General features: G+C 71.6%; 11 protein-coding genes. 8 read left to right on the top strand and 3 right to left on the bottom strand.

Annotated elements, in window-relative coordinates:
• Positions 1-10: 10 nt before the first annotated feature.
• The 3 genes from glmS to F6J85_RS17635 all read right to left on the bottom strand — a co-directional run bounded on the left by glmS (position 11) and on the right by F6J85_RS17635 (position 4,656).
• Entirely contained in the window at positions 11-1,861 is a 1,851-nt protein-coding gene (glmS, locus tag F6J85_RS03205; protein ID WP_150923801.1) for a glutamine--fructose-6-phosphate transaminase (isomerizing), read from the bottom strand.
• Positions 1,862-2,350: 489 nt separating this feature from the next.
• On the bottom strand, positions 2,351-4,102 hold the full coding sequence (locus tag F6J85_RS17640) for a DUF4012 domain-containing protein (protein ID WP_191906734.1): 1,752 nt from the start codon (positions 4,100-4,102) through the stop codon (positions 2,351-2,353).
• 5 nt (positions 4,103-4,107) lie between these two features.
• Positions 4,108-4,656 carry a hypothetical protein gene (locus F6J85_RS17635; RefSeq protein WP_191906733.1) on the bottom strand — a complete coding sequence of 183 codons (549 nt, stop codon included), beginning with the start codon at positions 4,654-4,656 and terminating at the stop codon, positions 4,108-4,110.
• Positions 4,657-5,075: 419 nt separating this feature from the next.
• Between F6J85_RS17635 and F6J85_RS03195 the strand changes: the two genes are divergently transcribed.
• The 8 genes from F6J85_RS03195 to F6J85_RS03160 all read left to right on the top strand — a co-directional run bounded on the left by F6J85_RS03195 (position 5,076) and on the right by F6J85_RS03160 (position 15,851).
• Positions 5,076-6,620: a sugar transferase gene (locus tag F6J85_RS03195; protein WP_150923799.1), complete on the top strand. Its 1,545-nt coding sequence runs from the start codon at positions 5,076-5,078 to the stop codon at positions 6,618-6,620.
• 2 nt (positions 6,621-6,622) lie between these two features.
• Positions 6,623-7,480, top strand: coding sequence for a WecB/TagA/CpsF family glycosyltransferase (locus F6J85_RS03190; RefSeq protein ID WP_150923798.1), 858 nt, complete (start codon positions 6,623-6,625; stop codon positions 7,478-7,480).
• A gap of 244 nt (positions 7,481-7,724) precedes the next feature.
• Entirely contained in the window at positions 7,725-9,554 is a 1,830-nt protein-coding gene (locus F6J85_RS03185; protein WP_191906732.1) for a glycosyltransferase, read from the top strand.
• Between the two features lie 206 nt (positions 9,555-9,760).
• Positions 9,761-10,351, top strand: a complete 591-nt coding sequence (locus F6J85_RS03180) for a hypothetical protein (protein WP_150923796.1) — start codon at positions 9,761-9,763, stop codon at positions 10,349-10,351.
• Positions 10,352-10,356: 5 nt separating this feature from the next.
• Positions 10,357-11,661, top strand: a complete 1,305-nt coding sequence (locus tag F6J85_RS03175) for an MFS transporter (RefSeq protein ID WP_150927136.1) — start codon at positions 10,357-10,359, stop codon at positions 11,659-11,661.
• Positions 11,658-12,686 (top strand): TolB-like translocation protein, encoded by a 1,029-nt coding sequence (locus F6J85_RS03170; RefSeq protein ID WP_238707044.1) that lies wholly within the window; start codon positions 11,658-11,660, stop codon positions 12,684-12,686. Before F6J85_RS03175 ends, F6J85_RS03170 begins: the two co-directional genes overlap by 4 nt.
• A gap of 5 nt (positions 12,687-12,691) precedes the next feature.
• Positions 12,692-13,228, top strand: a complete 537-nt coding sequence (locus tag F6J85_RS03165) for a VanZ family protein (RefSeq protein ID WP_191906731.1) — start codon at positions 12,692-12,694, stop codon at positions 13,226-13,228.
• A complete protein-coding gene (locus F6J85_RS03160; protein WP_191906730.1) occupies positions 13,221-15,851 on the top strand; it encodes a DUF4082 domain-containing protein in 2,631 nt (876 codons plus the stop codon). Before F6J85_RS03165 ends, F6J85_RS03160 begins: the two co-directional genes overlap by 8 nt.
• Positions 15,852-15,859 lie beyond the last annotated feature (8 nt).

The following is a 15,859-nucleotide window of genomic DNA, read 5'->3' as shown; positions in this document are numbered from 1 at the left end:
CGGACGCGGACTACTCGACCGTGACCGACTTGGCGAGGTTGCGCGGCTGGTCCACATCCAGCCCCTTGGCCGTGGCCAGGCCCATCGCGAAGATGTGCAGCGGCATGACGCCCAGGATCGGCTCGAACATGGGGGCTGCGAGCGGGATGCGCAAGACCTCATCGGCGAGCGGCAGCACGGCAGCGTCGCCCTCCTCCGCGATCGCGATGACGCGGGCGCCGCGGGCGCGGATCTCCTCGATGCTGGAGATCACCTTGCGGTGCATCTCGCCCTCGGCACGCGGCGACGGCACGATCACGAACACCGGCTGACCGGGCTCGATGAGCGCGATGGGTCCGTGCTTGAGCTCGCCGGCGGCGAAGCCCTCGGCGTGGATGTAAGCGAGCTCCTTGAGCTTGAGGGCGCCCTCCATCGCGATCGGGTAGCCGACGTTGCGGCCGAGGAACAGCACCGAGCGGGTGTCGCCCATCCAGTGGGCCAGCTGCTCGATGCGGTCCTGCTCGGTCTCCAGCACGCGTGAGAGCTTGCCCGGGATGGCCTCGAGTTCGGCGACGTTCTCCGCGATCTGCTCGGGCGACAGCGAGCCGCGCAGGCGCGCGACGTGCAGCGCGAGCAGGTACAGCGCGGTGATCTGGGCGACGAACGCCTTCGTGGAGGCGACGGCGACCTCGGGGCCGGCGTGCGTGTAGACGACCGCATCCGACTCGCGCGGGATGGTGGCGCCCTGGGTGTTGCAGATCGACAGCGTCTTGGCGCCGCGCTCGCGGGCGTACTTGACGGCCATGAGCGTGTCCATCGTCTCGCCCGACTGGCTGATCGACACGACGAGGGTGGAGGGGGACAGCACCGGGTCGCGGTAGCGGAACTCGTGGGCCAGCTCGACGTCGACGGGCACGCGCGTCCACGACTCGAGGGCGTACTTGCCGACCATGCCGGCGTACGCGGCGGTGCCGCACGCGAGCACGAGGATGCGGTCGATCCCGGTGAGCAGGTCGTCCATGCCGTCCAGCTCGGGGATCTCGATGTGCCCCTCGCGGATGCGGCCGCGCAGCGTGTTGGCGACCGCGTCGGGCTCTTCGGAGACCTCCTTGGCCATGAACGACGACCAGCCGCCCTTCTCCGCGGCCGCGGCATCCCACGTGACCTCGAACGGCTCGACCTCCACCGGAGATCCGGCGAAGTCGGTGACCTCGACGCCCGCGGGGGTGATGACGACGATCTGGTCCTGGCCGATCGCCAGGGCGTTGCGCGTGTGCTCGACGAAGGCGGCGACGTCGGAGCCGAGGAAGTTCTCCCCCTCGCCCAGGCCGATCACCAGCGGCGAGTTGCGCCGCGCGCCGACGACCATGCCGGGGTGATCCTGGTGCATCGCCAGCAGCGTGAAGGCGCCCTCCAGGCGTGCGACGACGGCGCGGAAGGCCTGCACCATGTCGCCGGTGGCGGCGTACTCGCGGCCGAGCAGGACCGCGGCGACCTCCGTGTCCGTGTCGCTGCGGAAGGCGAACCCGTCCCCGACGAGTTCGGACTTCAGCTCGGAGAAGTTCTCGATGATGCCGTTGTGGATGACGGCGAGCTTGCCGTCGTCGGCCAGGTGCGGGTGCGCGTTGACGTCGGTGGGGCCGCCGTGGGTCGCCCACCGCGTGTGCCCGATGCCGGTCGTGCCGTCCGGCATGGGCCGGTCGGCGAGGTCCTCACGCAGGACGGCGAGCTTGCCCGAGCGCTTGCGCATGCCGAGGTCGCCCTCACCGTCGATCACGGCGATGCCGGCAGAGTCGTAGCCGCGATACTCCAGCCGGGCCAGCCCCGACATCAGGATGTCCTGGCTCGGCCGTGGGCCGACATAACCGATGATTCCGCACATAAGCCCTCATCCTAAGCGGCGGATGCTGAGTGCCTTCCGGGCGACGCGGCCGTGTCGTGCCGGCGGATGCGACCGCTCGGGAGCGGGCGCGGGCCCTCTCGAGCCGCCCGATCGGACTAGGACAGGAGAGGGCCCACTGCTCCGATGCGGACCCGCGGAATCGCTTGGGGAAACGACCCGACCAAGACTGCTGGGGACAGCCCGGGAGCCGCATCGGAGGCACGGTCAGTGTACTGCACGGCACCAGGAGCGACGCGGGACTTCGTCACGCGTGTCGGGGGCGTTGATCGGACGTCATCTGGTGCAGCCGCGGGGGCGGTTGTATCGTGAGAACTCGGCCGTAAGGTGGTCGCGATGGGGCCTCGCGGGGCGGGGCGTTACCACGGCTCGGTCGGCGCGAGGGTGACTGGGGAGAACGCTCCCGCAGCATCGAACCCTGTGCGCGACAGGCGTCTCACCGGCCGCGCACGGGGTTCGATCTCGCAGCGCTCAGCCCGCGCACGCCGGCGCGGTGACGACCTGCACCGGAACCGGTCCGAGCATCGGGGTGTGCAGCACGACCGGTGTCGCCGCGTCACCGCCCGGAACGAGGAAGCGGAATTCGACCACTTCGGCCTCACCGGGTGAGACGTTGACGCGGACCGCGGTGAAGGAGCGTCCGCCGTCGAGGCTCTCCGCCGCGGGCTCACCGCCCTTCATCCCCGTGACCCCCGCCGGATCGACGCCGGGCGGGGCGGCCACGGTCACGTTGGTGCCGATGTCGCCCACCCCCGTCCCCCACAGCCCGCCGCCGGTCATGCTCAAGGGCAGGTCGGAGACGGTGTCGGCCGGCGCCGTGTTGGCGAGCTCCACGCGCACGATCGCCTCCCCCGGGCCGTCGCCGCAGGAGCGGACCTCGACCTCGACCGCCGCGTCGAGGTAGCTGCCCATCTTGCCCCCCGTGGCGTCGTTGAAGTAGACCGCCCACGCGTCGTCGCCGGCCGCGTCCAGCCGCGCGCTCGGACCGCCCAGGGCCGAGGCGGCCAGCGCCTCCTGCTCGGCCGGCACGGCGCTCCACACCGAGACCCGGCCCTCGGCGATCACCGGCGCCAGCGCGGGCAGCCACGCCAGCGGGTCGGCGTCGGCGGTCAGCGCCGGGAGCACCGCCGCGCTCACCTGCTGCAGGTAGGCGGTCTGACCTTCGGGGTCCAGATGCAGGTACGGCTCGACCAGCAGGCGGTGCACGAGGTCGTCGGCGCTCAGCTGCGTGCCGTCGGGCAGCGCGACCGGTCCGTGCACCGCCAGGAGAGCGCGGAGCACGAGCGGGTCGATCGAGACCACGGCGTCCGGCGTCACGCCGTAGGCCGAGTGCCACCATGCGGAGGCCAGGCGCGCGGATGCGGTGAAGTCGGGGGTCATCGTGGCGTTCTGCACGAAGCGGCCCACGACGTCGCCGTACAGCGCCGTGGCGGCATCCGGCACCGGCGCGATGGCCGCGTCCCTGGGCGCGAAGGCGCCCGATTCTGCCTGACGCACGAGCGTGATCTCGCCGTCCTCGGCGTGCAGCTGCACGAAGCTGCCCGTGATCCCGCCCCCGGTGCGCACCTCGGCGGTGTTCTGCAGCATCACGAGGATCTCGCGCGGACCGCCCGCGCCGAGCAGGCCCGGCACGATGGCGCCGGCCTGCGCGAATCCCTCGACGACGCCGGTGCCGGTGGCCAGTGCCCCCTGCACGCGTTCGACGCCGTCGGCCAGCGGCGGCACGAGGGCGCCGGCGTCGACGGCGTCGACCGCCTCGCGCGCCGAGACCATCGCCGCCGATGCCTCCGCCAACGGCGCGGACGCGTCGGCGAGGGCGAGCGGATCCCGCCGCGTCTCCAGCGAGCCGGCGGCATCCAGCACCGGCTCCACGACGGAGCCGGCCACCACGGCCAGCTGCTGCGAAACAGTGCGCACGGCGGCCAGGTTCGGACCCAGACCCGGCACGGCCTCGAAGACGGGCCACAGCGGTCCGGTCGTCAGCTCGTGCGCGCGGTCGGCGTGCGTGCGGAAGCGACCGGCGACCTCGCGAGCGGCGTCGAAGTCGCGCGCGGAGACGGCGGAGCCGAGCTCGTCGGCGAGCGGGACGACGGCGGCCAGCTCTTCGGCTGCCTGCCACGCCTGCGCCCCCACCCACCCGGTCGCGGCGACGGCGAGCACCGCCGCGCCGCAGCCCGTGAGCACCGCCGTCCGCCGCCGCCTCCGAAGGGCGACGGATGCCACGCCCGTCAGCTCTCGCGTCGGCGACGCAGCACGGTGACCGCGGTGCCTGCGGCCACGAGGGCGACCCCCACCGCGCCGAGTGCCGGCACCCAGGGCTCGAGCCCTGTGAACGGCAGGGTCGCCGGAAGTGCCGCCGTGGCGCACGAGCTCGCCGCCAGCGGCACACGCAATGCGGGTGCGCTGGACGGTTCGAGGCGGATGGTCACGCTGGCCGACGGGTCGGCGGCGGTCAAGGCCGCCGCCTCCGCCGGCACGCGGACCTGGCCCGACGTGGCGCCCTCGGTCACCTGGCCGAGCGACACCGTCTCGGTGCGGTCTGTCGATTCGACCACGAGCAGCGCCGTGGCGACGACGGATTCGTCGTCGGGCACCGTCAGCTGCACGCGGTAGTCGATCCACGAATCGCCTGAACGGCACTCCATGACGACGGCCGAGCCGGCCAGTGTGGCAGTCGACGGGTCGACCGGTGTGTATCTGGACTCTGTTGCGACGCCGGCCGTCACGGGTGCTCCCATAAGCACCCCGACGAACACGGCCGCTGCGATGGTTCGCATGCGGATTGCCCTCCCCAATAGGCTCGCAGACTCTCAACTCCCCAGTGGAGTGCCTGCAGGTTCGAGACTGTAGCGCGAATCCGGCGAGAACCCAAACGCGTGCGACACGCCGGTGATGAGCGGGGGCTTCCGCGCAGCCCGAACCTGTGGTTGTATTCATCCCGCACCAGGCATCGCAAGATGTCGAGGACGCACGCCGAGGGGTCGGCAGTGCGTGACCTCCCGATCTGGGGTCGGGATCAGGGTCACCTCGGGTGCATACAGCGGGATCACGCCCGCTCACTGGGGAAATTGGGGACGACGTCCATGGGGAGACGTTATTTGGCGTACCCGCGCACCGTCGAAGGTGCGCGGCTGCGCATCGTCGACGGTGCGCGGGGACGCGTAGCGCGGCCGCCGCAGCATTCGAGGGCACGGTCATGACCGCCGTCGATATCGCTGCGCCGGGCCTTTCGCTGCCCGTCGTCGACGCGGGCGGCTTCACCGTCGCCCGCCCGGCGGGGCCGGCTCTGGGCGTCGGTCCGCGCGCCATCCCGTCGCTGGAGCGCCGGCTGCTGTGGGAGCGGGCATACCGCGTGCGCCTGACCGTCACCGACACGATCGTGGTCGCCGCCAGCACGTGCGCGGCCTCGCTGCTGCAGCTGCTGACCCTCGCCCCCGGATCGCTCGTGCAGGATCCATGGATCCCCGCGCGCATCCCGCTGGCCACCGCCCTCGTGTGGCTGCTGATGCTCGCCGCCTTCCAGAGCCGCCAGCCCCGCATCACCGGAGCCGGCAGCACGGAGTACAAGCGCGTCGCGCACGCCACGGGCCTGGCCTTCGGCATCATCGCGATCGCCTTCATCGTCTTCCAGTGGCAGGGGCTGCGCAGTCAGCTCGTCATCGCCCTGCCCCTCGGGCTGCTCGGTCTCCTCGTCGCGCGGTGGCGGTGGCGCCGCTGGCTCGTGGCCCAGCGCCGCGCGGGCCGGTACATCTCCCGCGCGATCGTGGTGGGTCGCCGTTCCGACGTCGCCCACGTCATCGGCACGCTGCAGCGTGACGATCAGTGCGGCTACGACGTCGTCGGCACCGCGCTGGAGGGCGACTCCGGCGCAGAGCTCACGGTGCGCACGCGCTCCTACCGCTCGTTCGGAACCCCGGATGCGGCCGCCCGCGTGGCCCGCGACCTCGGAGCCGACACCATCATCGTCGCCAGTCACCTCGACGACCCCGACGCCATCCGGCGCCTGGGCTGGCAGCTCGAGGGCACCGCCGCCGACCTCGTCCTCTCCAGCCGGCTCACCGATGTCGCCGGGCCCCGCATCTCCCTGCGCCAGGTCGTGGGGCTGCCGCTGATCTCCGTGCGCATCCCGACCTTCGACGGCGCACGTCACGCGTTCAAGCGGGCCCTGGACATCAGCCTCGCCGCGGTCGCCCTCATCCCGATCGGGCTGGTCACGCCACTGCTGGCACTGCTGATCGCGCTGGATTCACCCGGGGGCGTCTTCTTCCGCCAGCGCCGCGTCGGCCAGGACGGCCGCGAGTTCGACATGGTCAAATTCCGCACCATGCGCGCGTCCGCGGAGCTCGAGGTCGCCGACCTCGTGGCGCGCAGCGACGGCGCGGGCCCCCTGTTCAAGCTCCGCCAGGATCCGCGCGTCACCCGGGTGGGCGCCGTCTTGCGCAAGTACTCGCTCGACGAGCTGCCGCAGTTCTGGAACGTCCTGCGCGGCGACATGAGCGTGGTCGGGCCTCGCCCGCCGCTGCCCAGCGAACTGGGCGGTTACGACGAGCCGGTGTTCCGCCGGCTCTACATCAAGCCCGGTATCACGGGGCTCTGGCAGGTCAGCGGACGCAGCGACCTGTCGTGGGAGGAGAGCGTTCGGCTCGACCTCCACTACGTCGAGAACTGGTCGGTCATGACCGACCTCATGATCATCGTCCGCACGGCGAAGGTCATGCTGCGCGGGACGGGAGCGTACTGAACATGACCCTGCACAAGCCCACCCCCGTCGCGGCCAAACGGCCGACGGCACCCGAGGCCGCGCACGCCCCGGACTCCGGGCGTTCCCATCGGCTGGACGACGTGCCCCGCATCGACATCGCGGCATGCCCGGTGCACGTCACCGACGAGGCCGGCGCCCTCCGGGTCATCACGGACTCGGCCCGGCCGCCGCATCCGGCACCTCTCGCCGTCTCGTCCATCAACCTCGACCACGTGCATCACTTCGGCGCCGGCCGGCGGCGACTGGGCGCCGGCGACGTGGAGTGGCTGCACCTCATCGACGGGGCGCCGATCGCCCATCAGGCCCAGCGGGTCGTCCACGCGGACGTCCCGCGGCTGGCCGGCAGCGACCTCATCGTGCAGATCCTCGACGACGCCGACCGGCGCCACCTCTCCGTGGCGGTCCTGGGCGGCTCTCCCGAGGTCAGCACTCCGCTGCGCGAGCGCCTGGCGCGCACGTGGCCGGGGCTGCGCTTCACGGGGCACTGGACTCCGCCGCGCGAAGAGATCTCCGATCCGGCGCGCTCGCGCGCCGTGGCCGCGGAGATCCGCGAAAGCGGCACCGACATCCTCATCGTCTGCCTGGGCAAGCCCCGGCAGGAGGAGTGGATCGACACCTATGGCTCGGCCACCGGCGCAGGCACGCTGCTGGCCTTCGGAGCCGTCGTCGACTTCCTGGCCGGGCGCGTCTCACGCGCCCCGCGCTGGGTGGCGGCGGCGGGCTTCGAGTGGATGTGGCGGCTCATGCTCGAGCCACGGCGACTTGCCCGCCGGTATCTCATCGAAGGACCGCCGGCCTATCTGGCCGTGCGGCGGTCGCATTCCCCCACGCGGGCATGAGCTGCCACTTGACCGACTCGTCGCTGTGGGGGCTTCGTCCCACCCGACGCATATCGTCCGGGCGGGTGTGCCCCTCACCCGTCCGGGCTTCCCCCGAGGCGGGTGACGCCGCGATCGCGGGGCAGGGGCACGAACCGGCGCGCGAGCCAGTGGCGCGCCGGTTCGCCGCGCCCCGGTCGATGACGGCATCCCCCAAGCAGACGAAGACGACGAAGACGATGAAGACGACGAAAGGATGGCGGTCGTGAGCGAGAGCCGACGAGCCGACGAACGCGGATTGGACCGAGGCGATGCCTTCTCCCCCGAGGGGCCGGTGGAGGTCGCGGTCGTCATCGTGTCCTACAACAGCGCCGACGACATCCGCCAGCTCCTGCCCGATCTCCGGCGCGAGGCCCGCGCGATGCCGCTGCGGGTCATCGTCGCCGACAACTCCTCGACAGACGGAACCGTCGCCATGATGTCGGAGCACACCGACGTGGTCACCGTCCGCACGGGCGGCAACCTCGGGTACTCCGGCGCGATCAACGCCGCGATGCGGCACGTCGGCGAGGCCGAGGCCATCCTCATCCTCAACCCCGACCTGCGCCTGGACGCCGGCTCGATCCCGCGGATGCTCCGTCGCCTGCGCAGCGACCCGCGCATCGGCGCCGTCGTCCCGCTGCTGCGCGATCAGGACGGCTCGGTCTACTTCTCGCTGCGCCGTGAGCCCACCGTCCTGCGCGCCGCGGCCGACGCCGTGATCGGCCGGTACTGGCAGCGTCGTCCCGCACCGCTTTCGGAGTACGTCCGCGATCCCCGCGAGTACGCGTGGTCGCACCCCGTCGACTGGGCCACGGGTGCCGCGCTTCTCCTGTCTGCTCCCGCCGCGGCGGTCGTCGGCGAATGGGACGAGCGCTTCTTCCTCTATTCGGAGGAGTCCGACATCCAGCGCCGTCTGCGCGACGCCGGCTGGCTCGTCTGGTTCGACCCCGCAGCCGGCGCGACGCATCGGCGAGGCGGGTCGGGCGCCTCGCCCGACCTCGATGCGCTCCTGGCGGTCAATCGCGTGCGCTACATGAAGAAGCATCGGCCGCTGGTCGCCGGCGTGTTCCGCGTTGCCGTGATCGCCGGGGAGCAGCTGCGCCGCTCGCCCGCGAACGCCCGCTCCCGGTGGGCGCTGTGGAGCAGCAGACGGTGGGCCGCACTGCCGCACGCCCGCAGGGATCCCCTGCAGGTCGACGCGTTCCCGCGCGCGTCCATCGTGATCCCCGCACACCAGGAGGCCGCGGTGATCGACCGCACGCTGGCCCCCCTGGCCCACTTGGCCGCCGCGGGCCGGCTCGAAGTCGTCGTGGTGTGCAACGGCTGCACCGACGACACCGCCGATCGCGCGCGCGCCTATGCCGGCGTGCGCGTCCTCGAGACCGAGGAGGCGTCGAAGACCGCCGCCCTCAACCTCGGCGACGCGCACGCGAGCGTGTGGCCGAGGTTCTACCTCGATGCCGACATCGTCGTGCCGCCGGCTGCCCTTGCCCCGGTCATCACCGCCCTCAGCGGCGGCACGGCGCTCGCGGGACGCCCCTCCTTCCGGCTCGACCTGCGCGGCGCATCGCCGATCGTGCGGGCGTACTACCGGGCACGCGAGCGGATGTCCTCGACCTCCGCCGCGTTGTGGGGGGCCGGCGTCTACGGCGTGACGCGGGCCGGTCACGCCCGCATCGGGCACTTCCCCTCGTTCACCGCCGACGACCTGTACGTCGACGGGCTGTTCGCGCCCGAGGAGAAGACCTTCCCGGTCACCGAGCCGGTGACCGTGTCGGTGCCGCGGCGCACGAGCGCACTGCGACGCGTCCTCATCCGGATGCGGCGGGGGCCGGCGGAGCAGGGGGTGGACACGGGCGCGTCCACGGCTCGAGAACTCGCCCGCAGCGTCCGCGGGCCGCTATCGGCGACGGATGCCGCCATCTACGCCGCTTTCGCGATGGACGCGCGCCGCGGCGCACGAGGAGCCGGCCGCCGCGGCGCCGACGGATGGGAGCGCGATGATTCCTCCCGCGGAAGCGCCGCTCCGGACTCGCTCGTGGGCGCCGGATGATCCGGGGCGACCGGCGCAGCCGCGCCGCACACCAATCCTGACCCGGCGGTTCCCCTGGCTGGGGCGACGGGTTAGACTCGCCCAGAAGCGGCGATCAGGTTCCGGGGGGAATCGATCGTCTTGGGGCATGATCATGACCGCGCTCGAGCTGCGTCGTCGTGGGGGACTTGGGGAATGGCTCGATGGGGATATCTGCGCGTTCGCGCATGCTGACGCCGCATATGCGGGTCGCACTGGTCGTCACGGCGGTTCTCGTCGCGTCCGGCGCGGTACTGAGCGGATGGCTCCTGCTGTCCGCGGAACCGCCGGCGTCACCGCGCACGGCGACCACCGCCGCGGCACCGGGACCGGTCCCCGGCGCCACGCCCGAAGCGGGCAGCGAGGTGCTGCCGCCGGACGAGCAGGCTCCGCCGAGTGACCGGCTGCCGGCCATCGCACCCGCCACCCCGCGCATCGCCGCCCCGCTTCCGGAACCGGCCTCGGCGCAGGGCGCGCTCGTGGAGGGCTACCCGGCCGACCTGGCCGCGCCGCTGGACGGCTCCGACGTCCTGGACTCTTCGCTCGCCGTGGAGGGCGACGTGCTCCAGTTCACCCTCATCGCCCGCTCCGACGCATCCGGCAGCGACATCGCCGCGCACTACGCCGAACGGTGGGCTGCACTCGGGCTGGCGCCCGCGCCGGAGACCGGCCCCGCCACGTCCTACCGCGACGCGTTCTCGTCGGTGACCGTGGCCGCGGAGGCCCCCTCGGGCACCGGCACGGTGTACACCGTGTACGGCGTGCTGAGAGCGGGGTGAGCACGATGTACATCTCGCTCACCAACACGCCCGCGCCCGACGGGGATCCCGCCGAGGGCGACGCGCCTGCGCCGGGAGCCCCGCGTCCAGCGGGCCTGCGCACGGTGTCGTCGACCGTCATCACCCTGGGCGTCGTGTCGCTGCTCACCGACATCTCGTCCGAGTCGGTCTCGGCGATCCTCCCGCTCTACGTCACCGGGGTCCTGGGGCTCTCGACGATCGCGTTCGGCGTGCTGGACGGCCTGTATCAGGGCGTCAGCGCGCTCGTGCGCATCGCGGGCGGCTACACCTCCGACCGCATCGACCAGCCCAAATGGGTGGCCTTCGTCGGTTACGCCCTCGCCGCCGTCGCCCGCGTCGGGCTCCTCTTCGGCTCGGGGTTCGCAGCGCTCACCGCCGTCATCACCGCCGACCGCATCGGCAAGGGCATCCGCACCGCCCCGCGCGACTCTCTCATCACCGCCACGAGCGATCCGGAGAAACTGGGTACGGCGTTCGGCGTCCACCGGATGCTGGACAACATCGGCGCCGCGCTCGGACCGCTCATCGCGTTCGTGATCCTGCTGGTGATCCCCGACGGCTACCTGACGGTGTTCGCCGCGTCGCTGGCCTTCGCGACCATCGGGGTCGTCATCCTCGCCCTCGTCGTTCCGAACGTCCGCACCCGCCGCCGCGAGACGCGGCCCGCGGGCGGGCCGCGTCCGAAGCGCGAGCGTTTCGCATGGTCGGTGATCACGCGCGGTCCGATTCGTCGCGTCCTGGCCGCGGCAGGCATCCTCGGCCTCATGACGATCGGCGACGGGTTCATCTACCTCGTGCTGCAGGCGCGCAGCGACTTCGCCGCGCAGTGGTTCCCGCTGCTCTATGTCGGAACCAACGTGGCGTTCCTGGCCTTTGCCCTCCCGCTGGGCAAGCTGGCCGACCGGATCGGCCGCGCTCGCGTCTTCGTGCTCGGCCACCTCGCACTCCTCGCGACGTACGTCGTGGCCGCCCTGCCGGTGGCCGACATCGCCGCCACCATCCTGTGCCTGGTGTTCCTCGGCGCCTTCTACGCCGCGACCGATGGAGTGCTCGCGGCGCTGGCCGCGCAACTGACGACGCCGGAGACCCGTGGCACGGGCATCGCGGCCGCGCAGACGTTCGTGGCGATCGCCCGCTTCATCTCCGCGGCGGGATTCGGCCTGCTGTGGTTCGCCATCGGCCGGGAGGCCTCGATGCTGGTGGTCGCGGGAGTCCTCGTGATCGCGATCCCCTGCGTGGCCATCCTGCTGCGGCCTCTCCTCGCCTCGCCGAAAGCGATGAGGGCGTGAACGATCGCCGCAAGTGGATGATCGTGGCGATCGTTTCGGGCGCGGCGCTGGCGGCGACCTCGGTCGTGGGGGTCGTCGCGTGGCGTGAGTATCAGGCTCGGGCGGAAGCCCCCAGTGCGGTCGACGTCGCGGGCGCCGGGGACGAGATCGACGGAGATCACGTCGTCTTCCGAAACACCGCCTCCGGGTCGGGGTACGGGCACATCGCGCGCGTCCCGTTGTCGGATCCGGAGGGAGCACGGGTCGTCGACAGCGTGGCGTGCGACCGCGTCGACGCGACGGACGTCGAGTTCTCGTGCCTGCGGATCGAACGCGGCATCGTCCCGTCGTACTCGGCGACCCTGTATTCACGCCAGGGCGACCAGCTGGAGCAGTGGCCGCTGCCGGGCATCCCGAGCCGCACCCGGATCTCGGCGGACGGAGCGCTCGTGGCGACGACGTCGTTCGTGACGGGGCACTCCTACGCCACGGTGGGCTTCTCGACAGAGACCGTCATCCGCACCGCCGACGGCGAGAGCATGGGCAACCTTGAGGAGTGGACCCTCATCGTCGACGGGGCCGCATCCACGCCGCAGGACCGCAACTTCTGGGGTGTCACCTTCGTCGACGACACCACTTTCTACGCCACGGTGGGTCTGACGGCTTCGGAGGCCACCTACCTGGTGCGCGGCGACATCCCCGCGCGCACGCTCACGACGCTGGCCGAGAACGTGGAGTGCCCGTCCGTCTCGCCGGACGGCACCCGGGTCGCTTTCAAGCGCGTCACCTCGGGTTCCGGCGCTGCGGTGCGGTGGACGCCGGCGATCTACGACCTCGCCACCGGCGAGGTGACCGTCCTCCCGGAGCCCCGCAGCATCGACGACCAGATCGAGTGGCTCGACGACGACACCATCCTGTACGGGATGCCGCGTGAGGGCGCCGTCGGCGACACCGACGTGTGGCAGCTCGCGGCCGACGGCGCGAGTGACCCGACCGTCTTCATCGAGCACGCATGGTCGCCCTCGGTCGTTCGGAGCGGACCCTGACCGGCGTGCGGGCATCCAGGGTGCCCGCCGGCCGCACGGGCGCTGTCACGCGGCGCGTGCCCTGGGCGCTCATCGGCGTGGCGGTGTACGTCGCGGCCGCTCTCACGATCCTGCTGTCTCCCGTCTCGCCCGAGCGGCTCGTGGCGGAGGCCACAGCATGGCTGCGTGACGGCGTCGGGCTCGCGGCGGTGCGGCAGGGATGGGTCGAATTCGGCGCGAACGTCGCGCTGTTCACGCCACTGGGTGCTCTGGTGACCCTCGCGTTCCGCCGTCCCGGAGTGGGCATCGCGGCCGCCCTCATCCTCTCGGCGGGAGCGGAGATCGTACAGCTCGCCCTCCCCGGCCGCACCGCGAGCGCACGTGACATCCTCGCCAATGTCGCCGGCGCGACCGTCGGCGCCCTCGTGGTGGCGGTGGTCCGGGCGGCGCGCCGACATGAGAAGAGCATGAGATCTCGGGGAAAGCAGGGTCATCGCTGGTACGGTCGGCGCAGGGGCGTTCAACGCACGTTGTCGAGCCATGGAGCGCCCCGTAATGACTAAGACACGCCCGTCCCTCTTCCCGCGACTGCTCACGAGCGGTCTCGCCCTCGTCTGCCTCGCCCTCGCGACATGCGTGGCGATGGTCTCCTCGATGGTGGTGCACGCCGACAGGGACGAGCCTCCGACCGCCGCATCCACGGCCGTGAGCGTGTTCGCAGACGCGGCCACGCCTCGTTCGCACGCCGGCACCGTCAACGACGAGGCCCCGCTGTCGGTGGCAGCGGGGGTCACCGGCATCGCGACGTCCTCACTCACCGACGAGGCTGCATCCTCCGACCTGGCGGTGCCCGACGAGGCCGCAACATCCGCCGGCGCGTTCCCCGGCACGGCCACGCCGCAGACGCCCGTCGACGCCGACCGCGATCCGGTCGAGCTGGGCATGCGGTTCACGCCCAAGACCGACGGCGTCGTGACGGGTATCCGCTTCTACCGGACCACCGCCAATCGCGGTCCGCACACCGGCACGCTGTGGAGTGCCTCGGGCGAGGTGCTCGCCCGAGTCGTTTTCCCTGAGGCGACCTCGACGGGGTGGCAGACCGCTGACGTGTCGCCCGCCGTCACGGTGAGCGCGGGCGCGACGTATGTGGTGTCCTATCACGCACCGAATGGGCGCTACGCCGCCGATGAGCGCGGCTTCGACCGGGGCGTCGAGACGGACGCCCTGTCGATCCCGGCCGGGGCCGGGGTCTTCGCCTACGGCTCGGGCGCGTTCCCGACCGAGAACTACCGAAACTCGAACTACTACGTCGACGTGGCGTTCCGCGGCGTCGTCGACGTGCCGGTCGATCCGCAGCCGACCGTGTCGCCCGAGCCCACCCAGCCGCCGGCTGCGGGGGCCTTCCCGGATGACACCGAGCCCGCGCAGGCCGTCGATCCCGATCGCGATTCGGTCGAGGTGGGGATGCGGTTCACTCCCAAGGTCGACGGCACCATCACCGCACTGCGGTTCTATCGCTCCGAGGCCAACCCAGGTCCGCACGAGGGCACGCTGTGGGATGCTGCCGGCGGGGTGCTCGCGCGCGCCGATTTCCCTGCCGGCACCGACGCCGGATGGCAGACCGCCGAGCTCGCGTCGCCGATCGATGTGACCGCGGGCACGGAGTACGTCGTGTCGTACCTGGCACCTGAGGGCCGCTACGCCGCCGACGCGCACTTCTTCGACACCGGCATCGAGAACGAGTACTTCACCGTTCCGGCGGGAGCAGGCGTGTACGCGTACGGCAGCGGTGCGTTCCCGACGCAGAACTACCGGAACTCCAACTACTACGTCGACGTGCTCCTGACGCCGGCCACGGTCCCCGACCCGGCGCCGACCGATCCGCCGCGACCGGGCAACCCGGCGCCGGCGCCGACGGCATCCCCTGACCCCTCCCCCGCGCCCACCGCGGTGCCGACCCCGGCGCCCACCGCGGTGCCGACCCCGACGCCCACGCCCACGCCCGCGCCGACCGATCCCGGACCGCCGGCGGTCCTCGACCTGCCGACCGAGCCATGGTGGGGCGGGCCCGAGTACTACGGCCAATGGGACAAGCCCACCGCCGCGGGATGGACCGACCCGTCCTTCTTCCCGATCGCGGTCTTCTTCGGCAAGCCGTCCCACGCACGTGAACTGGCGGCGATCGGGATCAACACCTACATGGCCGCCGAGCATGACGGGTCACCGATCTCGACGATCACGCGAGAGGGGATCTCCGTCCTGCCGCACGACGAGTGGACGGCCGCCGAGGTGGGTGACAACCCGCTCGTGGTCGGGTGGAATGTCAGCGACGAGTGCGATATGGGCTACTCGGGATGCGCTCCTGACGGCACGGAGGCCGATCGACTCGCGATCCATGAGCGCCTGGTGAACGAACGCAAGGCGCTCGCCGACGGCCGGTTCCTGCAGGCCAACTTCGGAAACGGCGTGCTGGAGACGCACTGGGCGCCCACGACGATGGACGACCACGTCGCGCTCCTGGACGTGACGAGCGTGGATAAGTACGCCTACACCAGTCCTCACGTGCAGGGGCTGCTACCGACCTCGCCGTCGTGGCCGACCGGAAAGAACCCGGCCTCATCGGGTGCGTACGGATGGCTGCAGGACCAGATGGAGAAGTTCTCCACACCGGCTGCCTCCACGCCGAACTGGGTCTTCGTCGAGACCGCGATGCCCTACCTCACGGATGCCGGCGCGACCAGCATCACGGGCGACAGGATCGAAGGAGCGGTCTGGAACGCCATCATCCACGGCGCCGCCGGCATCGCGTACTTCCAGCACAACAACGACGGGACCTGCGGCAACTACTCCCTCGTCGAATGCTCCCAGGCACTGCGCACGAAGGTGAGCGCTGTCAACGCATCCGTCGCATCCCTGGCCCCGGTGATCAACACCCCGTCCTATACGTGGTCGTTCGGTCCGAGTCTCGAGACAGCGCTGAAGGTCCATGGCGAGTACGCATATGTCTTCGCCATGACTGACGGCGGCTCAGGAGCGCGGACCTTCTCGGTGCCCGCCGGCGTCGACGCACTGGCGGTGGAGGTAGTCGGTGAAGACCGCACGCTCAGGATCGTCGACGGCGCCTTCACCGACACGTTCGCTTCGGAGCACGATCACCACGTCTACCGCATCGCGCTGGAGGGCTGACGAACCGG

The organism is Microbacterium lushaniae (assembly GCF_008727775.1).
GTDB lineage: Bacteria > Actinomycetota > Actinomycetes > Actinomycetales > Microbacteriaceae > Microbacterium > Microbacterium lushaniae.
Note: the sequence above shows the minus strand (reverse complement) of the source record. Positions and strands in the feature narration are given on the sequence as shown.